The following is a 22,911-nucleotide window of genomic DNA, read 5'->3' as shown; positions in this document are numbered from 1 at the left end:
TTGTCAACGATCCTCGTTCGCAGGCATCGTGACGAGGAACTTGCCAGCGGTCTCATGACGGGCGAAGCGCTGCACCACCGCCGGATCCAGCATCTGCGGCAACGTGATCTCAGAACCGAACGCCGTGGTGAATGTCGTGCTGAGCCCCTCCGCTATGCGGCGCCTCAGGTCTGCGGTGCGCCCCTCCCCTGCCCGTTCCAGGATGGGCGGCATCGACCACCCCTCCAGGCTCCAGAGCAGACCGTATGGCCCTCGCGGAATGACGGTAACGCCGGAGTCCAGACGGCCGTAAAGGTAGACCCGCTTCATGTCCGGTGAGCCATAGGCGTTGAAGTCCGCCATCTGCCCGACGGCGGCCTCCTCCATGGCCTCCAGCAAGGTGCTGGCCATGTCGCCCCCGCCAATCGCGTCGAACGCGACCCGTGCGCCCGTTTCTGCGAGAGCCCGTGCAAGTTGCGCCCTAAAGTCAGACGCGCTCGAATCGCAGACATGGTCCGCACCCAGCGCACGGAGCAGATCGACCTGCTCTGGCCGCCGAACGATGTTGATCAGGCCAATCCCGTCCTCGGCACAGATCCGCACCAGCATCTGCCCAAGACTGGACGCAGCAGCGGTGTGCACCATCGCCCGCTCGCCGGTCTGGTGCAGTGTTTCGACCATAGCCAGCGCGGTCAGCGGATTGGTGAACGCTGCCGCACCCGCGCGCGGCCCCAACCCTGCGGGCAGTTCGATACAGCTTGCCGCGGGAACGGTGCAGTATTGTGCATAAGCACCGAGCCCCGGCACCAGAACGGCCACGCTTTTGCCGATCAGGGCTTCTGCGTCCTGCCCCGCAGCAAGCACCACGCCCGCGCCTTCGAGGCCCACCTTCAGCGGCCTGTCCATGCGCCCTGCTGCCCCGCTGCGGGCATGCTCCGGGAGCGGCGCGACAAGAGCTTCAGGGCTATCCGTGCGCGCGGCGCCAAGCTCCGCGCCTGCGAACAGCACCATCACATCGGCAGGATGGATGGGGGCAGCGTCCATTCGGACCAGCACTTCGCCAAGCCCCGGAGGCACCACCGCCACCCGCTCCAGCGAAAGCCGCAAGGCATCGCCAGTCACGGTCGAGCGAAGGGCAAGGCCGGACTTTGATCCCAAATCCACTGCTTAGCTCCTCCGCCGTCTTCCGCTGCTCGCTAACATACTGACGATCAGCACGGCAAGGACGTTGAGGCAGCACGCTCGTTTCACCGCGTAATGTACATTATTCGAACGTTCTCTTGAATTTCGTACAGATCCTGTACATTATGAATCGAGAAAGGAGGTCATATGGCTACAGTCGCCTCACCCGCGAACGGTGAACCCGCTCGTGCCAAAGCGCCAAGCCGCAAGGATCTGACCGGTCCGGCGCTGCGCACCTTCTTCCGCATCGCCGAAGCCTGGGGCCTCAAGGAGGCTGAGCAGATGAAACTGCTCGGGCTCGACAACCGCTCGACCTTCCAGGCCTGGAAGCGCGGCGCCGTCACCGCCATCCCGAAGGACGCGCTGGAGCGGATCTCCTATGTGATGGGGATCTACAAGGGGCTGAAAATGCTCCTGCCCCGAACCGCCGATGAATGGGTGCGCAAACCCAATGAAGCGCCGCTGTTCGCGGGCCGTCCCGCGATTGAGCGCATGACCTCGGGCAATGTGGCCGATCTTTTCGTGGTACGCCAGTACATCGACGCCCAGCGCGGCTGATGGACGATATCCCACAGGTGCACGTGCACTGGCGACCTTGCTACCGCATCGTGGCGAGCCGGTTTCCGCCCATCTCGCTGTTTGAAGAGGTTGCCGACCCTGCCGATCTCGAAGCTGTCTACGCCATCGAGGCGATGACCAATGACCGGCTGCGCGACGAAGTGGGCGAACTCGCCTTGGTGGCGCCGGAAGACCGCGTTTCAGGGCCGGGCACCTCGGCGATTATGGCCGCCTTCACGCACCTCAACCCCGATGGCAGCCGCTTTTCGGACGGCAGCTTCGGTGTGTTCTATGCTGGCAAGACGATCGAGACTGCAGTTGCGGAGACGCGGCACCACCGGACCGTGTTCCTGAGCCGCACCCGTGAACCTGCGCAGGAGCTCGACATGCGTGTCTACGCCGTCGATCTCGATGCAGAACTGCACGATATCCGCGACCTGCGCGAGAACCGCCCTGCCCTTTACGCAGCGGACAGCTATGCGGCCGGTCAGGCGCTCGCCAGCCGCTTGCGAGAGGACGGTTCCAACGGCATCGTGTACCAAAGCGTGCGCCACGCAGGGGGTGAATGTGCCGCCGTGTTCCGCCCTCGCCTGCTGGCGAATTGCCGTCAGGAGCGACATTTGTGCTATGTCTGGGACGGGAGTGCGATTGTCACGGTGTACGAGAAGAAGCCCTTCGGCTGAGCGCGCGATGGTCTCACGGGCATTATAGTGAAATACCGCTTCTCTCACCCAATCGCGACGCGGTGATCAGATGACCGGATACGAACGACGCTTTCGGATCTTCGCCATGGCGCTGGCGGCGCTTGCCGGCTTTGTCGACGCAGTCGCGTTCGTTGGCACCGGCGGCCTGTTCGTCTCGTTCATGAGCGGGAACTCGACGCGGCTCGCAGTCGCATCGGTGGACGGTAGCCATCTCGCTCTGCTGGCAACCGCCCTTATCGCCTCATTCGTGGCGGGCGTCGTCGCAGGCGCGTTGATAGCTCCCTTGCGTCCGGCCCGACGCAAGTCCCTCGTGCTGCTGATCTCCACCCTCGCCCTTTGCACGGCTGCCGCGCTCGTCACCTCCGGCCAGATCAGCGTAGCCGCCATGCTGCTCGCGTTTGGAATGGGAGCGTTGAACAACGTCTTTTTGCGAGAGGGAGAGGTGAGTATCGGCCTGACCTACATGACCGGTACGCTGGTGCGCGCCGGTCAACGAATGGCGGGCGCTATACGGGGGCAAGGCCCGTCCGACTGGTTGCCCTACCTGCTCCTGTGGGCCAGCCTCGTCGCAGGCGCAGGAGCAGGCGCATTCACGGCAGTGCACGACCTGCCCCTGGGTTTCTGGACTGCAGCCCTCTGGTGCGCAGCCATGACAGTGGCCGCCTACCCGCTCGAAGCCACCCGCCCTGCCCTCAAGCCATAATCCGCTCCGGACGAAGGACATAACCTTTGTTTGTTTTCCACGGATAGGCGCTATGCAGGACGGCAAGCCGCGCAGGCGGTGACTGAAGGAGACTACGGTGCGCGACATCCTACTGCAGGCCAACAGCCATCCCGAACCGACGCCGGAATGGGCCATGGAAGCCATGGCAGCGCTGGCGAACCTGCTGGATGCGAAGGCTTCCCTCGGCGTCTGTCAGGTGCACATCCCTCCGGTATCCAGCTGGCTGGCCAACACGCTCCTGAACGTCGATGGCACGATCGCTGCGGAAAACAGCAGGAGCGAGGAAAACGCACAGATCTTGGTCGCAGCATTCAAGGCGATCCTTCCGCAAGACCGTCTTGGCCAATGCACCGTCGTGGAATGCCCCGGGATGGTGACGCCATGGCAACTCGCCATCCGCGCGCGGACTCACGATCTGACGGTGGTTCCCGTCTACGGGCATGCGGAGACGCGCTCCGTCGCGGAGGGGCTGGTATTTGAGAGCGGGCATCCCGTTCTCCTCCTGCCGCATGCCTCCGCTCAACGCCTGGACCGGGTTGCCGTTGCTTGGGACGGCAGCAGCGTCGCGGCGCGCGCGCTCTCAGATGCCATGTCCTTGCTGCACCGCGCATCGGTCGTGAAGATCGTCCAGATCACGGGTGACAAGGACCTGTCGAAGACCGCACCTGTTGCCGACGTCATCCGCAATCTGGAATGGCACGGGATCACCGCGCAGTCCGTCAACGTACCTGCAGACGGAATGGATGCGGCGGCCGCTCTCCAAAGCTATTGCACAGGCGAAGGACTGGATCTGCTGGTTATGGGCGCCTTCGGTCACTCACGAGCACGCGAGTTCGTTCTAGGCGGTGTGACGCGCTCGATCCTCGATGCGCCTGCTCTCCCTGTCCTGATTTCCCACTGACCCTCGCGGCTGGTCCGCTTTCGGGAGTACGCACGGGCCCGCCTTGGCCCTCGGTGAACAATCGCGCCGGCGGGTGAGAGGGACGCGAGGTGCTTGGCACTGCCAGGCATCAGCCGGGATCGGGGACTTGGCTGATGCTGCCCGCCAGGCCGCCTGGAGGGGCCTCAGAAGAGCTCTGGAGGGGCGAGGCACCCCGAACCCCGCGAGAGGGCTCCAACGCGCCCTGTGAGGCTTAAAACCGATTTGCGCGCAGAGATAGCGGAGAGCACAACTTATGTTCTCTGTTCGTTCTCACATTGTAGCGCTCGGTCGTTCTCCGCAGCGTGTGCTCATGCCGGTATTCGCGCCATTCGCGTTTGCCGTCGGTCATGGCGATAGCGGCATCTCTCGGCAGATGAGGACGCGCAGCCTCGCCTTCGGATCGCGCAGCACTGCCAGTTGCGCGCAGGCAAAGGGCTGTGCCTGAGGTGCATCGTCCCATTATCTAACCCCTTCATGAGCTTCCTGAAGGTTAGAGGGCGTTAGAAGTAGGTTAGAAAAGGTTAGGCTGCACTCTGAGCCTTGTGGAGGCCCGCTTTGGCGCGAGTCGGAGGATTGTGGCTGTTCCTGAAAGGTCGTGGCACCGTTCCTGATAGATCGAGTTCTGCGTTCCCGGAGTGTCGTCGGGGTGTTCCTGAAAGGTCGATTGCGAGGCTCAAGACGTTCCCGGTGTGTCGATGGTCTGTCCCCTCCAGCGTCGATTGAATTACTTTCGCCAGCATCCCGCCGAAGTACGTTCAATCTGAGGGCGCAAACTGCGGCAATGACGGGCTGTCGGACGGCACTGCATGAAGAGTTCTCCCAGACGCGACACTTCGGGAACGGGTGGCCCCCTCTCGTTTGCGATCGGACTGCGGAGCGCAGATGGCTAGGGAAAAGAGTGGGGAAATGGAACCTCGGGGACAGGGTCGGCGTTACCATAGAGCGGTACGAGTGATCCTTCGCAGGCCTTCGCGCTGACCTCGCGAATGGCTGCTCGGGCTGCGCGGCCAAGCTGAGGTCTAGCCGCGCAGCTGGTTCCGGTGCTTTGCGTGGTGGCGCCGCACCCATCCGACGAACGCGCGCTGCCAGTCTGCGGGTGTACGCTCAGGGCTGGCCGATACCCAGCGCTCGAACTCGGCGTGAAGGGTATGGAGATCCCACCCCGGACACTCGCGGCGCAGCAGGTCGATTGTTTCGTCGGTCATGAAGCCGCGGGTCGCGGCATCGGAAAGCCCGGCAACCGTGGACCGGATAAGCATGCGCACGTCGATGATGTCGTCCTGTTTCCCCGGGGAAACACTCTCGTCTCCTGATCGCGCTGTTTGTGCCCCTCTGGCCTTTCCGTCGGGCCGTTGAGAACGCGCACTGGCTTTGCGGAATGGTCCCGCAGCTCGGGGCCGAGCGGTCTCCACCGCTTCATTCGTGTGGCTTGAGGCTTCTGGCGTGCCGGAAAGTTGGCTTGCCCCGCCCTCCCCTTCCAGCGCTGGATTGGCAGCAAGACCGATCTCTGCGCCGCCCTTGCCATCGACCCGGCGCATACGGATCATCGGCTCACCGTCCTTGGCCGTTTCCACGCTCAGCGCATAGCCAGGCAGATCATCCTTCTCCGCCAGCTTGAGCATCTCGAACTTGAAGCGGCGATATTGGCCTTCCGCGCCTGACTTCTCGAACAGGACGGGCATAGTGATGGCAAAGCCCCCTTCCCCTGCCCCGCCTGCATGCTTGCGCGCCACGCGGTATAGCCAGCGTTCGCGACCTCCGGTGATGTCGAAGTAAGCGCGGTCGATGGAGAGCACGCCGCCCTTCATCATCACGCCTTCCCAGAACCAGTTCGAAAGCTCGATGGTCATGCCGCGCGACCGCTCAGTTTTCTGGTCCACGAGCTGCGTCCACCCGTCGAGCCAGGAGAACGTCGCTTCGCGGCGGTTCTCCGCACGCAGGTTCGTCTTGATCGTGGTGGAGACAAGGCGGTCCAGAGCCTGACCCAGCAGTTCATAGGCGCGCCCAGTGGTGGGGCGGCCGATCGCGCGCAGCAGGTCGTAGGGCATCAGGTGCAGCTTGCGCGGGATATCGTTGGCGCCGCGGCGGGCCATATCCGCCAGCACACTGGCGCAGTAGATCAGGATGTCGGCATCCCAGATCGTCGCCATTCCATAATCAGGATTTGCCGATACGTGGACATGCACCTTGCCGTCGGGGCTGGTGTAATCGATCGGCTTGATCCGTTTGGACTTCGCGAGGCTGAAGAAGGGCCGCTCCATCATCTCGCGCTGGTCGCGCATCGGCATGTTGGCGACATAGGGCAGGAACAGATCGAACTGCTCGCTGCTGGTAGCTTCGCGTGGGCGGCTCACTTCGTTTCCCTTCAGGACTGTTTCCCCGGGGAAACAGTAGTGAGGGCAGGGGGCTGTCTGCCTATCACGGCTTCAACCCTCGGCCTTCCTCTTCGAGTTGCGCGAGGAGATCGCGCAGGCAGTTCGCTACGTCTTCATGATTGGCGCCGGAACCGGAATGAAGGCGCACCGTCAGTCCTTGGCGATTGCTGGACTGAAGGGTGATGACCGGCCGCCCCGTGCGCGCCAGAACGACAGTCGCGTTCTTGGGCTGGGAGCGATCGGTTTCCGGAGCGGCGAGCAGCGACTTCAGCACGTCAGCTGCGGGCAGGGCAGGGCGCCCCTCTGCGCGCCTGGCCGTTTGCTCCCTGGACAGCCGCTGAGCTTCCTTGCGGATCGCGGGAGCCTTGTCGCTATTGTCCAGAGCCTGCGCCAGCGCATACGCCGGCTTCAGCTGCACATCGGCAGGCGATGCGAAGGCGGCCACCACCGCATCGGGTAGAGCGGCGACCTTGAGCATCTTCGAAAGCCATCCCTTCGACAGCTTCAATCGCTCCGCCATCCGGGTGAGGTGACTGCCGTAATGCGCCTTGAGCGCCTCGGCATAGTTGCGCGCGCGCTCCAGGTCGGAGACATCCTGGCGGGCCCGGTTCTCAAGATCTGCGAGCCGGAATGCCGCCTCGTCATCCAGCTGAGCGACCTGCGCGACAAACTGCATGTCGGGGTACGAGTGGCGGCGCAACCATGAGATCGACCAGTGGCGCCGCGTGCCGGCGATCACCTCATAATCATGGTCGGGATCGCCTTCGATCCGCCGCACCACCGCAGGCACTTTCTGTCCGCCCTCTGCGACGATCGAGTCGATCAGTTCGCGGCAGGATTCCTCGGACAAGTGGGCATAGCTGCGAGCATTGCCGGGCCACACGCGGACCCGCGCGGGGTCGAGCAGAAGCTGCGTAACCTGGCGAACTTCGCCGCTGGCCACGCGGGCCAGTGCGCTCTCTCGGCCCAGCAGAGTGGTTCCCCGCGTGCGTTCCGCGCGCGGAAGGGGAGGCGGGGCAGTCTCCGGCTTGTCAGCCTCAGCGGCTAACGATCCCTCATCGTCGGAGAGCAGAGCGGCGAGGTAATCGGATTGCTTGCGAGCCATGGCACGTACCTCAGACAGTCAGACGGGCGGAACATAACGTGAACAATGGTGTGTAGGAAAGCACAAATGCCCGCAGCTTGCGGGCTGTGCCGTGTCCTGAGGGGTGGTCAGCCATTGACCAGCAGTTCCTCATCCACCTTCTGGCTGCGTCCCCATCCGGTCCGCACCAGTTGCTCGAGCTGACCAAGCGCCTCGTCGAGGTTGGCGCGGCAACGCTTGTGCGTGCGCGGCGTGCCGATGGGCTTTTCCAGTTCGTACACCGTCATCATCCGCATCGCGGCGTGGCTGATCTCGGCACTGTCGAGGATCGGCACCGGGAGCAGGGCAGGGCCGAAGGTCTGCTCCATGATCGTGCGCACCATCTCGTGGCTGGGATCGTTGCCGTCGAACTTGGAGCAGATGAGGCGGACGAACGAATAGTCGACGTCGATCCCCGCGCCGGTGAGCTGGTCCAGCACCTGGTCCATCATCGAGAGGAACTGCACGGTGGAGCAGAAGTCCGGCGTCGTGGCGGCAAGCGGGACAAGCAGCGCATTCGCCGCCTGCATCACGGCAAGACTGATGGTGCCGAGGGCAGGGGGCGGATCGAGGATCACCACGTCGTAGTCGCGGGCAAGATCCATAAGCCCTTGTTTCAGCTTGCGAAAACGAGCCGCCAGTACCGATTGCCCGTCCGAACCCGCTGCGGCGAGTTCATATTCGACATCGAACAGCTCAAGGTTGGAGGGGATCAGGTCGACGTTCGGCCACGGCGTGCGCTTGACCGCGTAGAGCAGGTCCGCCTGTGTCGGGTCTATCGAGAGATAGGGATACAGGGTTTCTTCGCGCGTGATGTTGAAGTGCGGATTGAAGCCGAACAGGGTGGTGGTCGTCGCCTGACTGTCACAGTCGACCACAAGGACACGGTAGCCTTGCACACCGAAGTAGTGGGCCAGGTGCGTGGTCACCGTGGATTTGCCGACGCCGCCCTTGAAGTTCTGGACTGCGATGATCGCCGGCACGTCCAGCGGCGCACGGGCAGGGGAGGCGCCGAGCACCTCGCGCATGTGGAGCAGTTCCTCTATGGAATAGCCGATCCGCCGCCCGTTTTCTCCTGCCGGAGGAGGGGGGAGGCGGCCATCGTCCTCTGCCATGCGGATGCGATTGGTCGAGCAGCCGAGCAACTGAGCGGCTTCCGCGATGCCAAAGCGGACGTTCAGGCCCTTGCGGCTTTCAGGGAGGAAGGCTTTGCGGCGCAGCCGCTCGATCATCTTCTCCCCAGCTTGCGCGAGATCGCCAATCTGGGAAAGTATTGCATTCGATTCGGCCATGCTGAACCCCGCTGAACCATTTTATGCTCAACTCTAGCGGATATCGTTCAGATCGCAAATGGCGAAATCGCTTTGTTTCAGCGCGTCTTCCTACACGCTTTCGCTAGGCGAGCCTCCATACCGCTGCACTGCCCTATTCGCATATGCGAACGGGAGTTCAGTATTTTGACATAGCGCTGCCACTCCGGTAAATGCTCCAGCAGCACGCCCGTAAAACCGACGTGCATAGAGAGGAGCACGGCATGACCACAAGCGCCAGCGCGGGTGAGGTTCTCACCGGCGACGATGAACTCTATGACGAACTCTACGATGTGCGTCGTGAGGCCGAAGAAGTCGGCAACTACATCGATGTCGATCCCTACCCGCTGATGAACGCCGCCCGCGAGCAGGGCGCGGTGCAGGAGGGCTTCTTGCGTCAGATCCTCGGCCTCCCCGCGTTTCATCGCCAGAAGGGGGCGCTTGAACGGCAAGGGTTCACCTGCTTCACATTCGAGGCATGCGACCAGGCGTTTCGTGACAACGTGAACTATTCGAATAACCTTTACAGTCTCGATCGGCCGAGCGGCGACGGCCCGAAGCCCTACGGCATCCTGGAGATGGACAACCCCGAGCATCACGCATTCCGGCGCGCAGTGCAGTCACTCTTCATCAAGCCCAAGGCGCAGAAGTGGTGGCGCGAGAACTTCATCGATGCACTTGTGGATGATCTCGTGCGCGCGCTTCACGGGCAGGACAGGGCCGAGCTCAACCTGCAGCTTTGCGCACGCGTGCCGGTGCACACGATTACCCGCGCGGTCGGCCTGAGAGGCGAGGACGCACTCGTGTTCCGCAACGCGCTGCTTCAGACCTCCGCCAACAAGGGCGGCATCGAGACGCAGATGAAAGCGCACGCCACCGTCCAGCGCATGCTGATGGAGCAGATCGAACTGCGCCATCAGGAGCCGGGCACCGACATCATATCCTGGTTGCTCGCAGCTGAGATCGACCCGCCGGGGGAAGAGCGGCGCCACCTGACCGATCAGGAGGTGGTTGTCTTTGCCCGGCTGATCCTGCTGGCCGGCGGCGGTACCACATGGCGCCAGCTCGGCATCGTTCTGTTGGCTCTGCTCACGAACCCGGACCAGTACCACGCGGCGCGTGAGGACCGTAAGTTGATCGATGCCGCTATCGAGGAATCCCTGCGGTGGAACCCCACGAACCCGCTTTTCACTCGCTTGGCCGCTGCCGACACAGAGTTCCACGGCGTGTTCATCCCCAAAGGTTCAATCCTCGACATCTGTCTGGGCGCCGCCAATCGCGACCCGGCGCGCTGGGATAATCCGGAGGTCTTCGATCTCCACCGGCCATTCCAGCAGCATCTGGGCACCGGGATCGGCGCGCACATGTGCCTTGGCAGGTTCGTCGCCCACGTGGAGATGGGGGTCACCATCAACCGCCTGTTTGACGAGTTCCCGAACCTGCGGCTCGACAAGGATTTCGAAGAGCCCTTCGTGACGGGCGGGTTGGAGCAGCGCGGTGTGTCGGCGCTGCACGTGCGATTGCAGTGAGCCGGCCTCCCGCGGGGGGCTTTACCTGCCTGCCTGTCTCGATCGACGGACCTGCAATGACGGAATCGGGCGCCTGTCCGCTTGACATGGAGCGCGGCAGCGTCCCTTCATGATTTCCCGCGCTTCTTCGAAATCATGACCAAGGCTTGCAATGGACGATACGCTGCGCCGTGCCGCGCTCGAATACCACCGTCACCCTCGCTCCGGCAAATTGCGGATCGAGCCGACCAAGCGCATGGTCAACCAGAGCGATTTGGCACTGGCCTATTCCCCCGGTGTAGCCGCGCCGTGCGAAGAGATCGCAGCCGACCCGTCGAAAGCTGAAGAGTACACCGCGCGCGGCAATCTTGTAGCCGTGATCACCAACGGGACGGCAGTGCTGGGCCTCGGTGCGATCGGCGCCCTGGCGTCGAAGCCGGTGATGGAGGGCAAGGCCGTCCTCTTCAAGAAGTTCGCGGACATCGATGTTTTCGACATCGAGATCGACACGACCGATCCTGAAAAGTTCATCGAAGCGGTCGCCCTGCTGGAGCCCACGTTCGGCGGCATCAATCTGGAAGACATCCGCGCGCCTGAGTGTTTCGCCATCGAGGCCGCGCTGCGAGAGCGGATGAACATTCCGGTGTTCCATGATGACCAGCACGGCACCGCCATTGTCGTCGCTGCTGCTGTCCGCAACGCGCTGGTCCTGCAGGGCAAGACGCTGGCGGAAGCGCGTCTGGTCACGTCCGGTGCCGGGGCCGCCGCGCTCGCCTGTGTCGACCTTCTCGTGTCGATGGGGCTTGCGGCCGAGAATGTGACGCTGACCGACAAGGATGGTGTCGTCCATTCCGGGCGCGCAGGGATGGGGCCGAACATGGCACGCTATGCCCGGCATACGGACGCTCGCACGCTGCCCGAAGTGCTGCCGGATGCCGACGTGTTCCTGGGCCTTTCCGCGCCGGGTGTGCTGAAGCCGGAATGGCTGCCGCTGCTGCCTGAGCGGCCGTTGATCTTTGCTCTGGCGAACCCCGAGCCGGAGATCAGGCCCGATATTGCCCAGGCCGCACGCCCCGATGCCATCGTTGCGACCGGGCGCTCCGATTATCCGAACCAGGTCAACAACGTCCTCTGCTTCCCCTACATCTTCCGCGGCGCGCTCGATGCGGGTGCGACCACCATCAACGAGGCGATGAAGGTCGCCGCGGCGGAGGCGATCGCCTCCCTCGCGCGACAGCCGGCACCCGAAGCGGTGACGCAGGCCTACGGCGGACAGAAGCTGCAGTTCGGGCCGGAGTACATCATCCCCACTCCGTTCGATCCGCGCCTGATCGTGGAGATCGCGCCCGCTGTGGCAAAGGCGGCCATGGACACGGGCGTCGCGCGGCGCACGCTCGATATCGAAGCCTATCGGCGTTCGCTGAGCCAGAAGAACACCCGCTCTGCGCAGTTGATGATGCCCGTCTTCGAAGCGGCGCGACACTCACGCACGCGCATCGCCTACGGCGAGGGGGAGGACGATCGCGTCCTGCGCGCCATTCAGGTTGCGCTCGACGACGGCATCGCGCGGCCCGTCATTGTTGCGCGGCGCAGGATCCTGGAGCGTCGTCTCCCGGCGCTGGGGCTTCGGTTCGAACTGGACCGCGACGTGGAGGTCATCGATCCCGAGACGGATCACGATGTCATCCGCCCTCTTATCGAGGCTTACCGAAGCGTTGCCGCACGCAAGGGCGTTCCGGCCGCCGAGATCACGCGTCATGTCTACCGCCGTCCGACTGTCACGGCGGCCATGCTGCTGAAGACCGGCCATGTCGATGCCGCGCTGGTTGGAGGTAATTCCGAATACTGGAGCCAGATCGAATACGTCCTGCGCATCATCGACCGTGTGCCGGAGGCCAGCCGGGTCTACGCGCTTTCGGGGCTCATCCTGGAAGCGGGAGCCCTGTTCATTACCGACACCCACATGGTACCCGAGCCGAGTTCCGAGCAGGTCGCCGAAATGACGGTGCTCGCTGCCGGTGCGGTCCGCAACTTCGGGCTGGAGCCGCGCCTGGCCTTGTTGTCCCATTCGAGCTTCGGCACTTCGCACAGCCCCAGCGCACGCAAGATGCGCAAGGCGTTGGAGATCGTGCGCAAGGCCGCACCGGATCTGCTGGTGGATGGGGAGATGCACGCCGACGCCGCGCTGTCACAGCCCATCCGCGAGCGCCTGGTGCCCGACAGCCGCTTCGAAGGCCCCGCCAACGTGCTGGTGATGCCCAACCTCGATGCAGCCAACATCTCGTTGACGGCTCTGTCTGCCTCGTCGCAATCGCCCATCGTGGGGCCCATGCTCGTCGGGCTGTCACAGCCGATCCACGTCCTGACGCCGCTCACAACCGCAAGGGGCATCGTGAACCTGACGACGATCGCAGCCGCGGAAGTGGGACAACGGCGCTAGAGCGCGCGGACACTTACAAGGTGAGCGGCGAGTGGAAGGGCAAACCTTGCCTTGCTCATAGCGCGTTCTAAAGGGCGGCTAGGGATGCAGGGGGGATCGGTGTTCAAGAAGAGGCTCTATGTCACCGCGGCTTCGTTCGCGCTTGCGTTCCAGGCAAACGCAGCAGAGCCGGGAACAGCGCCGGTTCCGACCGGGGTTGGGGCGATTGCCGGGTGTTGGGAAGGGCGCGGCGAAGTCATGGGCAAGCCTGTGACAATGGCGGCCGTAGCGAAATTGATCCTTCACGACGCGATGCTGTCGCTGGATGCCGAAAGTAACGCAATCGCTGATCCCAGCGACAAGTATGCGGCGCACCTGGTCTTTGGTGGTGCCAGCAAGCAGCCCGATTCCGCTGTGGATTCTGTAACTGGCTTCTGGGCAGACAGCTTCGGAGGTGCCTTCACCGCATCTGGGCGCGGCGAAAGCTTCAATAGCGGCTTTGACATCACCTATGACTATCCGGAAGCTGACTTCGTCAATCGGTGGCGCCGGACGGGTGATCGCCTTGAATGGCAGATTGTGATGACGGACGGAGCGAGCGCTGAAAGGCCGTTCGCCCGCTACTTGCTCAACAAGGTCGCCTGCAACTCATAAGCGTTGTTCAGGCCAGGACATGAAGCGTCTACTTTTTGGCTTCACGCTGAACGCTGTGGCGAAAAGCGCACCAAAAGCCTCCTTTGGCGTTCGTCCACACGGCAGCCGTCGGCGCTGCAGTAGGCACTCCGGACGCAGCCGGCGTGCTATGCGGGTTTGGCGGCGAGCCAGATGACGTGCGGAGCATCTTCTGGCGACATCTGCGACGGCAACGTGTGCTCTTCCACCGTAAAGCCGGCGTCCGTCAGCCGTGTGAAGAAGCTGGTGTCGGGATAGGCCGACCATACCGCCAGTATTCCGCCCGGGCGCAGGGCTGCGTAAGCCGTGCGCAGGCCCCAGTTGCAGTAGAGCCGCTCATTGGCGAGGTGAACCAAGCCGTCCGGTCCATTGTCGACGTCCAGCAGGATCGCGTTGTAGCCTGCCGGCTCTTCGACGAGCACATCGTGCACGTCCTTGATCTTCAACGAGAGCCGCGCATCGGAGAGCGATTTGCCGAAGATCGGGGCCAGAGGACCAGCGGCCCAGTCAACGATCTTGGGCACCAGTTCCGCGACCACGATTTCGGCACTGGCGGGCAGACCTGCCAGGGCGGAAGCGAGCGTGAAGCCCATGCCCAGTCCGCCAATCAGCACGCGTTCCGCGCTGTTGCCAAGGCGCTGGCAAACCATCGATGCAAGCGCTTCTTCCGAGCGGCTGTCCCAGCTGCTCATCAGCTGGTCTTCGCCCACCATGATCTCAAACTGATCGTCGTAGCGGACCAGCTGAAGCTGACCGCCACCGGGAATATCGGCGGTATCGACCAGGATCCCGCGCGTCCTTTGCTCGTCCGACGATGTCGCTTGGGCTGCATGTTGCGGTGCATGCCCTGCAGGCTTGCTGCCGGGCTCTGCAAGGGCGAAGACGGGCGCTGCTGGTTCAACGCAGAACGATGGTTCGCGCAACTCGCTCATAAATCTCTGTATCCTGAATCGAGCTGCTCAACGCGTCCGGTGTTCCGGGGCTGTATCGCTGTATTGAGAAGAAGCGTGGTGTTGTGCGACCCGCACCAGGCGCTGTTACCGGGACTTGCGCTTTTTCCGAGCCGCATACCGGGCATCGCGCGCAGCCTTGCGCTCGGCTTCGGTTGGCGCGGGAGGGATCGCGGCAGCGGCCGCTGCGGCATCAAGTGCCTCCTGGCGCTTTGCAGCTGCTGCGTCTTCCTTGGTCTGTCGTGCAGCCGCTCGCTTTTCCGCTTCAGCCGCTTCCCGCTTCAGCCGAGCGGCTGTCCGGGCGGCAAGCACCGCTTCATCGACGGGCGGCTTGGCGCGCAACTTGGCAAGTGCCGAAGCCTTGGCCTTGGCGGCAGCCTCACGGCGCTCTTCGAAGCTGGGTGCTTTGTATGCAGGCATGGATATAGTGCTGTCCTTTTCGTGTGTTGTCGTCGCACTGGCGTGAACGACAATGCCCTGCCGGGTCGTCTGGCGGTTCGGCCGACCGGCGTTCCTTGCGTGAGGATTGCCGTCCGGTACCGACCAATTGCCTGTGCGACCGAGGGCTTACTTGGTGGTATATTCACCCGGCTGAGCGCGGAAGTGTTCCCGTGCGTAGGCGCGGGCTGCATTGGCTGTCTTGAAGGTTTCTTCCTGCAAAGCAGAAGAGACCAACGGATAGCCCCGAGAATTGTACCGTGTCGTTCTGACTGTGAGGCGATAGTTCCCTGCGGCATCCTTGTTGATGAGGAAGGGGCGCGAAGTGGGATCAGACATGGTGCAATTCCTTGATTTTTTTCAGCGACCTTTGAGCATTTTCTATTTGACCGCGGACGGTCAAAAGTTGGGAAAATGCGGCATCCGAAGATCTGGAGCGTTTCCGCTCAAAGTGGAGACGCTCCAGCTTGGAGCCTGCTGCGGCCGGCTGGTGCCACCGCAGCAGGAAGCGAGCCTTAAGCGGCCTGCAGGTTCACAGCCGAGGTCTTGCCGCGGCGATCGGTCTCCAGATCGTAGGAGACGCGCTGATCCTTATCGAGCGTGCTCATGCCGGCCTGCTGAACTGCGGTGATGTGCACGAAGGCATCGTCACCACCGTTTTCAGGCGCGATGAAACCATAGCCCTTGTCTGCATTGAAGAATTTTACGGTGCCGGTGGTCATGATGAGGTATCCTTGTCCCATGTAGAACGGGTATGCGCCGAGTAGTGGCGCGTTTATGCTTCGGTGAGGCTAGTTTGGGACAAAGCGGGGGCAGGGCCCCCTGAAAGTCCGTCGCGTGCGACGTCAGCGTTTTATGATGTAAGGCATTTTAGGCCAAAGAGCAATGAAACACCTCGCGATGAGGAGTCTTTTGCTTTGAACTGGCTGTGCGGCAGCTGTGAGCTTCGCTCGCAAGGATGGCTGACGGGCGATCTTCTCCACTCAGATGAGTTGAATTGTCACGACGAGCGCCAAGCGCCCGAATCACCGGTGAATGGCTATTTGGCTGATGGGTGGCTCAGCCCGGCGTCTAAAATTATCCGTCTGTCCCTGAAGGGGATCGCTTTGCTCTCTCCGTGTATTCACCCCCTTCGAGAGGAGCCGCAAATGTGTCATGCACTTATCATCGAAGACGAGGCGGTGATCGCATTTCACATCGGCGACCTGGTGGAGCAGGCCGGCGCCAAGAGCATTTCCTACGCTCAAACCGAATTGGAAGCCGTAAGTGCCGCGATGGATCGCAAGCCCGATATCATCGTCTCGGACGTGAAGCTGCTTACCGGCAACGGCCCGGACGCGGTGACAAGCATCCGGCGCCGGCTGGGCAGGGTGCCTACCATCTTCATCACCGGGAATGCAGAGGCACTGCACGGGTACGACTATGACGGCCTGATGGACAAGCCGTTCGAGGAAGACCGCTTCAGGGCCACCATAGCGCGATTTGTCATCAATTGCTGATGAAGCTTACGCGTAAACCCAAACTGGACGCCCGAGCCGGTGCGCAACGGGCTGACTTGTGACTGGCCGGCGTAAGACCTTCTGCTAGTCTGACTTGGCCCGGGCGAGGCCAGTCACGATGACACCCCCAAGCAGACCCACGACAGCGCCGATCGGAATGCTGTCGAAAGGAACGCCAAAACCGGCGCCAAGGGCTATGCCCAACCCGATGTAGCCTCCGCTACTCCAAGCGCTCCGCTCGCTCTTTCTGCTCATCAGCGTCCTCCGGTAAAACACCCAGAAGTAGGGCCCGTAGGTCCGGGAAACCGCGGATCGGCAGAAAAGGTGCTGGTGCCGGCGTACGGAACGGATGGACCGGCAGATCATTGCTACAAAATGCAGGAGAGCATCGATGAGCACGGCCATGCCCGAACAGCCGAGCGGTGACGGTCTGTTCACCAGCGGCGGGGGCAAGCCAAACAGGGAATTGTCGGAGGCGTGGCTCGCACGAACAAGCTGGTGACCTCAACGCTAAGACCGAGGTTGGTCAACGGGCGCTTCGGTGATCCGGCGCTGTTCGTGGAGGTCGCCCATGAGCGTAGAGCGCTGTTGCTGGACCTCGGCGACCTGGCCAGGCTGAGCGCCCGCGACCTGCTTCGGGTGGGCGCGGTGGGCGTGTCGCACATGCACATGGATCACTTTATCGGGTTCGATGCGCTGCTCCGGGTGAATGTAGGCCGCGACGCGCAGGTCGACATTGTCGGTCCGGTGGGACTTGCCGCCTGTGTGGGCGCGAAGCTGGGCGGGTACACCTGGGATCTGGTCGACCGATATACGACGGAGCTGTCGTTCGTCGTGCATGAGGTGGAAGCACCGGACACCGTCAAGCGCACGCGCTTTCGTTTCTCTCAGCGGTTCGCCGCCGAAGCCGAGGGCCTGGTTCCAGTCCAAAGCGGCGCCGTGCTTGAGACACCGCATTGGCGGCTCTGTACGGCCATCCTGGCGCACCACGGTCCCTGTCTCGGCTTCGCGATCGAGGAGCCGGTCCGCGTCAACGTCTGGCGCAACCGCGTCGAGGCGGCAGGGCTGGAGGTCGGTCCGTGGCTCAAGGCGCTCAAGGCAGCAGTGCGCGACGGTTTGCCGGATCACACGCCAGTTGCGCTCCCCAACGAAGGCACCCGCGAACTGGGTGAGCTGCGGCCGCTGGTCAGCGTCGAGCGCGGGCAGAAGGTGGGCTATGTCACCGACGTGGCCGACACGCCGGGCAATCGAACTGCCATTGCCGAGCTATGCGGTGACGCCGACACCCTGTTCATTGAGGCGAGTTTCACCCGTGCCGACGCCGACCGCGCTGCGGCAAGGGCGCACCTTACCACCACAGCAGCGGGCGAGATCGGGCGGTCATGCGGAGCACGCAGGCTGGAACCCTTCCACTTTTCCCCGCGCTACGAGGACTGCGAGCAGATGCTTCTTGCGGAAGTGGCGAGTGCATTCGCCGGCTGATCCGAGCTTGAGGTAACAGCTTGGCCAGGCCCTTATCGTCCGAGTGGGACGAACAGGCTCTCCAGACTGGCGCCAAGCCCCGGACGGTCTATGCTAAGCGGGACTGGAGGGTTCATGCAGGACGAAGAGTACGTATTCGACGAAGAGAGTGGCGAGTGGATGCCAGCCTCTCAACAGGCCCAAAAGCGCGCCGCCTCGTCTGTGGTCGAGGTGCGCGATGCTGTCGGCAACGTCCTGGCTGATGGCGACCAGGTCACTCTCATCAAGGACCTGACCGTCAAGGGGGCAGGGCAGACCCTGAAGCGGGGCACACTGATCAAGGCGATCCGCCTGACGGGCGATGCGCAGGAAATCGATTGCAAGTTCGAAGGGATCAAGGGGCTGGTCCTGCGGGCAGAATTCGTTCGCAAGCGCTGAAGCTTCCTGCCGCCGGTTTTGGCAAGGCCCGAAATTCTGGCCATCGGCTCCGACGGGCTTGACGCGACGCTTGCAATGCTAACAAGGTGAAGAACAAACTGCGGTCGCACCTTCAGGGTGCTGAGCTGCCGCACAGTCGCGTCTGACGCCAAAGGAGCTGTATGAGAGAAGTGCCGCCGAGCAGCGATCAACTGGCTCTCGATACGCAGATCCAAGCCCGTCACGAGGAGATCCTCGGTGCTGCTCCACGCATCGCGCCCCGTGAGCGAAGCGCAGTGGCAGAGCAGGTCATCGCCGACACCAACCACCTGCTTTGCGGCATCACCGGTTCGGACCAACCGCCGCAGCTGCCGCTGAATTCCATTCCGGAGATCATGTTCACGCTTTGCCGCTTTCCCGATCTGTGGCGAAGCATCATGGACGTGACGGTGCAGTTGCAGGGCCCCGGCAGCTGCCTGCCTCCCCGTGACCGTAAGCTGGCGATCCTGCGCACGGGCTGGCTCTGCCAAGCTCCGTATGAGTACGGGGAGCACGTGAACCAGGCCAGGCGCATGGGCTTCACAACGGACGAAATCGAACGCATTCGAACTGGATCGGAAGCGCCCGGCTGGGATCGGCATGAGCGCGCCATTCTTCGGGCCGTGGAGGAGTTACACGCCGGCGCGATGGTCAGCGACGCCACGTGGACTGAGCTTGCGAGCACATTCGATGACCGCCAGACGTTCGAGTTGCTGGTGCTTGTCGGCCAGTTCACCGCTACGGCCTACTTCCAGAACGCGCTGAAGCTTCGGCTCGAACCCGGCAATCCAGGACTGGCTACAGGCTGAAAGACCGGGCTGTCGCATCCATTATCCCTCGCGGATCTTGCGGTAAGGGTGCGCAGCGCGAAAGGCAGGCCGATGAGTTTCTCAGGTTCCTGCGAAGATCGGCTGGCCGTGCGCGAATTGTACGGCATCTACAGCGACGCGGCGATGCGTCAGGATCGCGACCTCTACCTCTCCTGCTGGGCGGACGATGGCGTGCGGATTTCTCGAGACGCCGAGATCCAGGGGAAGTCCGCGATTGGCGAACGGTGGGATGCGATCTGATCCACGATCCGGCATTCGGAGTAGCCGTAGAAGTACCTGCAATCACGCCATCACGGGCAAGACTTTCTCTCTGAACGCCGGGTGAACTGGTTGCGGTCGGTCAGGCTGGCGACTAGGTGTGGTTTGCACATGACGAGACGTTCGGGCCGTTCAGCTGTTGAACCAAACTCCGCCAACGGCGTGAAAGGTGCTGCCCCTCTCAGGCAGGCGCGCGATCCCCGTTCGGCCGTGATCGGAATGGTCTATCGGCTGCACGGCAGTTTACGCACCTTGTTCGCCGGGCCCCATGCGCGGTTCGGACTGGTTCTGCTCGAGGCGCTCTCGCTGTCCGTCGTTTGCGAGGCTGAAGAGGCGCCAACCGTGTCCGAGGTGGGGCGCATTCTGGGCTATTCACGCCAATCGGTGCAGAGAGCCATGAACAAGCTGGTGGAGATGGATCTGGTCCGGGCGGTGGACAATCCCCGCCACAAGCGCGCTCCGATCTTTGCGGCAACGCCAGCCGGGATTTCGCTGTCCGCGCAAGTGCGCAAAAAGGCGGATGCGCTGGCAGAGGGTCTTGCGGAGCACTTCAGCGATGCTGAGGCAGAGGTGCTCTTTCGTGAAATGGAGCGCCTGCTGGGCTGCATCAAAGCGCTGACTCCGCAAGGTCGCTGAGTCCAGGGCCGCTATTCGGGGCCGCTGTTCGGGGCCGCGGAGTTCCAGTATATGCGTCTGAGTGACGCCCGGCAGACTTCCGGTTGATCCGGGCGGCATTGACGCCGCCCGGAGATCATCCACAACTGATCAGAAGCTGTAGCGCAGCTGCGCACCGGCCGTCCGCGGCGGACCGTATGCTGCCGAGATGAAGCCCGTCGCACCGGTGTAGAGCTGGACGCCGCCCACCTTGTACTCCTGGTCGAACAGGTTCTTCACGTAGATGTTCAGATCGACGCCGGTGTCGCCGATGTTCCTCCAGCCAGCGCTCAGGTCGACCAGCCAGTAAGCCTCCTGCTTCAGCAGCGGACGCACCGAGACCGGGTGCTCCGCGATGATCGCGCTGGTCTGCAGCGCGTTGATCCACTGGTCATCGACGTAAGCGGCATTTCCGCTCAGGTAGAGTTCGCCCAAGCCGTCCTCGAGCGGGATGTCGAAGCGGGCCATGGCGTTGCCGGAGTGGCGCGGCGTGAAGAAGAACGGAGTGTCCGACAGGTCCGTGTTCGTGGCCGGATCGATCCAGTTCTTGTAGGTCGGCTTGTTGTAGACATAGTTCACCTGGAGGGTGAAGAAGTCCGTCGGCCGGATGGTCTGCTGCAGCTCGATACCGAACACACGGGCTGCGGCCGCGTTGGTAACGACCGAGGCCGGGCTGCCGATCGGCGTGGGAATGGCAACCGTGCGCTGGATATCGTCGTACAGCTGGTAGAAGACCGAGGCGTTCGTCCTCATCTTGACGTCACCGATCCACCAGTCCGATTTCAAGCCGCCTTCGAAGTCGAGCGCGGTCTCGGGCTGGAACGGCTGGTACTGGACCGGCTGCGAGGCGCGGATGTTGAAACCACCCGAGCGATAGCCGAGGCGGCTGGTGACATAGACCAGAACGTCCGGATTGATCTTGTAGTCGAGCGAAACAGTGCCGGTCGGCTGCGAGAACGAGTCCTTCAGGGCCACGCTGCAGTTCGAGATCGGCAGCCGCACCGTGCCGCCGTTTCCGAGCCCGTTGTCCACGGTGAGCAGGCATAGCGAGTCACCCAGAGTCTGACGCAGTGTCAGCTCCTTCTTGTCCCAGTTCATCCGCACGCCTGCAGTGGCGGTAAGCTCAGGCGTGATCTTGAACGAGCCCTGTCCGAAGATCGAGTAGCTGCTGTTGTTGACTTCGCCGGACTGAACGAGCCGCCGGCCGTAGAAATCGCCGGGTGAGTCCTCGGTGCCATCCTCGTGATAGTAAAATCCGCCCAGCAACCAGTCGAGCCGGTCGTCCATGAGCGAGCCCTGGAACTGCAGCTCTACGCTGTGATGGTTCAGCGAGGCACTCTGCTCCGTCGTCAGGATGCCCGCTACGCTGGTCGCATCAAGGTCGAACAGCGTGTCCGTGTCGACTTCGCGATAGTTGCCGATGAGCTTGATCGTCAGGCCATCGGAGACGCGCGCCTCGGTCGTGTTCGTCACGCTCCAGGCTTCGACGTTGTCGTACTGCTTCAGGTCGCTCTCGATATCCGTCACTGGGCGGTTCTGCGCGCGCTCCAGCGCAGGGAACAGCTGTGAGAACAACGCCGGGTTCTGGGTGGCCTGCGGGTGGTCGGGATTGACCGCCTGCAGCGTGCTGCCGCGCCCGCGTGTCTTGCGGTTGTCGTATGCGATAATCATGGTGTTGGTGATGTCGGGCGTGAATTCGCCCACAATCGTCGTGCGGAGCGAGCGGGTCTTCTCCCCGCCGATCTTCCTGCCGGTAAGGTCACCGGAATTTACGTAGGTCTGGTAGTGGCCACCGTCGATCGTGCGGCCTGCGATGCGCACCTTGAACGTGTCGGCAACGGGGATGTCGATGCCCGCTTCGGTCTCGAACAGACCGTAGGTGCCGGCGCCCACCATCACGTTGCCGCCGAACTCGTCTCCCGGCTTGCGCGGCGTCAGCAGGATCGCGCCGCCAATCGTGTTGCGTCCGAACAGCGTTCCCTGCGGACCCTTCAGCACCTGGATGTTCTGCAGATCATAGAAGCCGAGGTTGGAACCCTGCGCAGGCGACTGAACGACATCGGCCAGATAGATCGCCACGGTGGGATCCTGGCCATAGATTGACTCGGTGGGGCGAATGCCGCGCAGCGAGTAAACCGGCGAATTCGGCCGGCCCGAAGATGCCGATACCGAGAAGCTGGGCTCCAGCGCCTGCAGGCTGGATGCGTCCTGAATGCGGAAGTCCTGGAGCGTTTCCTCACTGATTGCGGTAATCGCAATGGGAACCGACTGCACTGCTTCCTCGCGGCGGCGAGCCGTCACGATGATGTCGCCGTTGGCCTGCGCGCTCTGGCCAGCGCTTTGTGCAAATGCATGCCCAGGCAGCAGCGTGGCAGCCAGCATCGTCGAAGCGAGTAGAGCCGCGGAGCAGCTGCTCCGGACGGTTCTGCAATTGCGTATCTCTGCTAAGGGCATTTGATCTCTCCCATTGACCCGTTGTCAGCGCGCGCGAAGACCCGCCCCGCACGCGACGCGCAGGGTTTCGGTCTTCGGAAAACAGCGAGCGGCATTGCAGCTCAAGTGTTCTCAAGGCACTCGCGACGCCCCATGGGAAATTGACCATTTGTTGTCAAATGGCTTGATTGCTCTTGTCGATGAATGGTCCGAGCGGCGTGCTTTTTGCGCCACGCTTGCCGACCAGCGCTGAACGACGTGCCTTGGGCCTCCGCAAGTGGCGTGCGCTGGAGGGAGCAACCTGCTTGCGCATATCCGGATCCCCGGCCTGCATATTGTCGATCTCTAGCCGTTTGACAATTTGTTGTCATGGCCGTTTATCCCGGCGCGACAGACTGGTTAGCCGCGCTTGCATGAAGTGCGCGCTTGTAATGCCAGCCAAGCGCCGCGAAGAGC

At 62.8% G+C, this 22,911-nt stretch carries 23 protein-coding genes; 13 read left to right on the top strand and 10 right to left on the bottom strand.

From position 1 onward, the window contains the following. Positions 1-3 precede the first annotated feature (3 nt). Positions 4-1,143 (bottom strand): zinc-binding dehydrogenase, encoded by a 1,140-nt coding sequence (locus ABUH87_RS15510; RefSeq protein ID WP_367775005.1) that lies wholly within the window; start codon positions 1,141-1,143, stop codon positions 4-6. 165 nt (positions 1,144-1,308) lie between these two features. Between ABUH87_RS15510 and ABUH87_RS15505 the strand changes: the two genes are divergently transcribed. From ABUH87_RS15505 to ABUH87_RS15490, 4 genes are all read left to right on the top strand, one after another. Next, positions 1,309-1,719, top strand: coding sequence for an antitoxin Xre-like helix-turn-helix domain-containing protein (locus ABUH87_RS15505; RefSeq protein ID WP_367775004.1), 411 nt, complete (start codon positions 1,309-1,311; stop codon positions 1,717-1,719). Beyond that, the gene (locus ABUH87_RS15500; protein ID WP_367775003.1) at positions 1,719-2,402 is read left to right on the top strand and encodes an RES family NAD+ phosphorylase; all 684 of its coding nucleotides are present in this window, start codon (positions 1,719-1,721) and stop codon (positions 2,400-2,402) included. The genes ABUH87_RS15505 and ABUH87_RS15500 overlap by 1 nt, the downstream gene beginning before the upstream one ends. A 70-nt stretch (positions 2,403-2,472) precedes the next feature. After that, on the top strand, positions 2,473-3,126 hold the full coding sequence (locus ABUH87_RS15495) for a YoaK family protein (RefSeq protein WP_367775002.1): 654 nt from the start codon (positions 2,473-2,475) through the stop codon (positions 3,124-3,126). 97 nt (positions 3,127-3,223) lie between these two features. Continuing rightward, positions 3,224-4,048, top strand: coding sequence for a universal stress protein (locus ABUH87_RS15490; protein ID WP_367775001.1), 825 nt, complete (start codon positions 3,224-3,226; stop codon positions 4,046-4,048). A gap of 1,040 nt (positions 4,049-5,088) precedes the next feature. On the opposite strand, the gene ABUH87_RS15485 is transcribed toward ABUH87_RS15490, so the two are convergent. The 3 genes from ABUH87_RS15485 to ABUH87_RS15475 all read right to left on the bottom strand — a co-directional run bounded on the left by ABUH87_RS15485 (position 5,089) and on the right by ABUH87_RS15475 (position 8,859). Further along, the gene (locus ABUH87_RS15485; protein ID WP_367775000.1) at positions 5,089-6,423 is read right to left on the bottom strand and encodes a replication initiator protein A; all 1,335 of its coding nucleotides are present in this window, start codon (positions 6,421-6,423) and stop codon (positions 5,089-5,091) included. A gap of 64 nt (positions 6,424-6,487) precedes the next feature. After that, positions 6,488-7,549, bottom strand: coding sequence for a ParB/RepB/Spo0J family partition protein (locus ABUH87_RS15480; protein WP_367774999.1), 1,062 nt, complete (start codon positions 7,547-7,549; stop codon positions 6,488-6,490). A gap of 107 nt (positions 7,550-7,656) precedes the next feature. Then, entirely contained in the window at positions 7,657-8,859 is a 1,203-nt protein-coding gene (locus tag ABUH87_RS15475; protein ID WP_367774998.1) for an AAA family ATPase, read from the bottom strand. A 242-nt stretch (positions 8,860-9,101) separates the two neighbouring features. On the opposite strand from ABUH87_RS15475, the gene ABUH87_RS15470 reads away from it, so the two are divergent. From ABUH87_RS15470 to ABUH87_RS15460, 3 genes are all read left to right on the top strand, one after another. Beyond that, positions 9,102-10,406, top strand: coding sequence for a cytochrome P450 (locus ABUH87_RS15470; RefSeq protein WP_367774996.1), 1,305 nt, complete (start codon positions 9,102-9,104; stop codon positions 10,404-10,406). Between the two features lie 151 nt (positions 10,407-10,557). Further along, a complete protein-coding gene (locus ABUH87_RS15465; protein ID WP_367774995.1) occupies positions 10,558-12,825 on the top strand; it encodes an NADP-dependent malic enzyme in 2,268 nt (755 codons plus the stop codon). 84 nt (positions 12,826-12,909) lie between these two features. Then, entirely contained in the window at positions 12,910-13,458 is a 549-nt protein-coding gene (locus ABUH87_RS15460) for a hypothetical protein (protein WP_367774994.1), read from the top strand. Between the two features lie 146 nt (positions 13,459-13,604). Here ABUH87_RS15460 and ABUH87_RS15455 read toward each other — a convergent pair whose 3' ends face one another. The 4 genes from ABUH87_RS15455 to ABUH87_RS15440 all read right to left on the bottom strand — a co-directional run bounded on the left by ABUH87_RS15455 (position 13,605) and on the right by ABUH87_RS15440 (position 15,586). Next, on the bottom strand, positions 13,605-14,408 hold the full coding sequence (locus tag ABUH87_RS15455) for a spermidine synthase family protein (protein ID WP_367774993.1): 804 nt from the start codon (positions 14,406-14,408) through the stop codon (positions 13,605-13,607). 105 nt (positions 14,409-14,513) lie between these two features. Continuing rightward, positions 14,514-14,846 carry a DUF6481 family protein gene (locus ABUH87_RS15450; RefSeq protein ID WP_367774992.1) on the bottom strand — a complete coding sequence of 111 codons (333 nt, stop codon included), beginning with the start codon at positions 14,844-14,846 and terminating at the stop codon, positions 14,514-14,516. A 147-nt stretch (positions 14,847-14,993) separates the two neighbouring features. Next, the gene (locus ABUH87_RS15445) at positions 14,994-15,203 is read right to left on the bottom strand and encodes a hypothetical protein (protein WP_367774991.1); all 210 of its coding nucleotides are present in this window, start codon (positions 15,201-15,203) and stop codon (positions 14,994-14,996) included. Positions 15,204-15,379: 176 nt separating this feature from the next. After that, positions 15,380-15,586 (bottom strand): cold-shock protein, encoded by a 207-nt coding sequence (locus tag ABUH87_RS15440; protein WP_367774990.1) that lies wholly within the window; start codon positions 15,584-15,586, stop codon positions 15,380-15,382. A 426-nt stretch (positions 15,587-16,012) separates the two neighbouring features. Here ABUH87_RS15440 and ABUH87_RS15435 point away from each other — a divergent pair, with 426 nt between their 5' ends. After that, positions 16,013-16,363, top strand: a complete 351-nt coding sequence (locus tag ABUH87_RS15435; protein WP_367774989.1) for a response regulator — start codon at positions 16,013-16,015, stop codon at positions 16,361-16,363. A gap of 84 nt (positions 16,364-16,447) precedes the next feature. Here ABUH87_RS15435 and ABUH87_RS15430 read toward each other — a convergent pair whose 3' ends face one another. After that, complete coding sequence (locus ABUH87_RS15430) at positions 16,448-16,618, bottom strand: glycine zipper domain-containing protein (protein WP_367774988.1); 171 nt, start codon at positions 16,616-16,618, stop codon at positions 16,448-16,450. A gap of 222 nt (positions 16,619-16,840) precedes the next feature. Between ABUH87_RS15430 and ABUH87_RS15425 the strand changes: the two genes are divergently transcribed. From ABUH87_RS15425 to ABUH87_RS15405, 5 genes are all read left to right on the top strand, one after another. Next, the gene (locus tag ABUH87_RS15425; RefSeq protein ID WP_367774987.1) at positions 16,841-17,845 is read left to right on the top strand and encodes an MBL fold metallo-hydrolase; all 1,005 of its coding nucleotides are present in this window, start codon (positions 16,841-16,843) and stop codon (positions 17,843-17,845) included. A 114-nt stretch (positions 17,846-17,959) separates the two neighbouring features. Further along, on the top strand, positions 17,960-18,262 hold the full coding sequence (locus ABUH87_RS15420) for an alkylphosphonate utilization protein (protein WP_367774985.1): 303 nt from the start codon (positions 17,960-17,962) through the stop codon (positions 18,260-18,262). A gap of 161 nt (positions 18,263-18,423) precedes the next feature. After that, positions 18,424-19,089, top strand: coding sequence for a carboxymuconolactone decarboxylase family protein (locus ABUH87_RS15415; RefSeq protein ID WP_367774983.1), 666 nt, complete (start codon positions 18,424-18,426; stop codon positions 19,087-19,089). Positions 19,090-19,161: 72 nt separating this feature from the next. Beyond that, complete coding sequence (locus ABUH87_RS15410; protein WP_367774982.1) at positions 19,162-19,350, top strand: Cif family virulence factor; 189 nt, start codon at positions 19,162-19,164, stop codon at positions 19,348-19,350. A 129-nt stretch (positions 19,351-19,479) separates the two neighbouring features. Beyond that, positions 19,480-20,004, top strand: coding sequence for a MarR family winged helix-turn-helix transcriptional regulator (locus tag ABUH87_RS15405; protein ID WP_367774981.1), 525 nt, complete (start codon positions 19,480-19,482; stop codon positions 20,002-20,004). A 129-nt stretch (positions 20,005-20,133) separates the two neighbouring features. Here the strand turns inward: ABUH87_RS15405 and ABUH87_RS15400 are convergent, their stop codons facing one another. Then, positions 20,134-22,404 carry a TonB-dependent receptor gene (locus ABUH87_RS15400; protein WP_367774980.1) on the bottom strand — a complete coding sequence of 757 codons (2,271 nt, stop codon included), beginning with the start codon at positions 22,402-22,404 and terminating at the stop codon, positions 20,134-20,136. Between the last annotated feature and the right edge of the window lie 507 nt (positions 22,405-22,911).

Origin of the sequence: Novosphingobium rhizovicinum, assembly GCF_040813635.1 — a bacterium.
GTDB classification, from domain to species: domain Bacteria; phylum Pseudomonadota; class Alphaproteobacteria; order Sphingomonadales; family Sphingomonadaceae; genus Novosphingobium; species Novosphingobium rhizovicinum.
The sequence above is the reverse complement of the archived record's forward strand: the minus strand, read 5'-3'. Positions and strand labels throughout refer to the sequence as shown.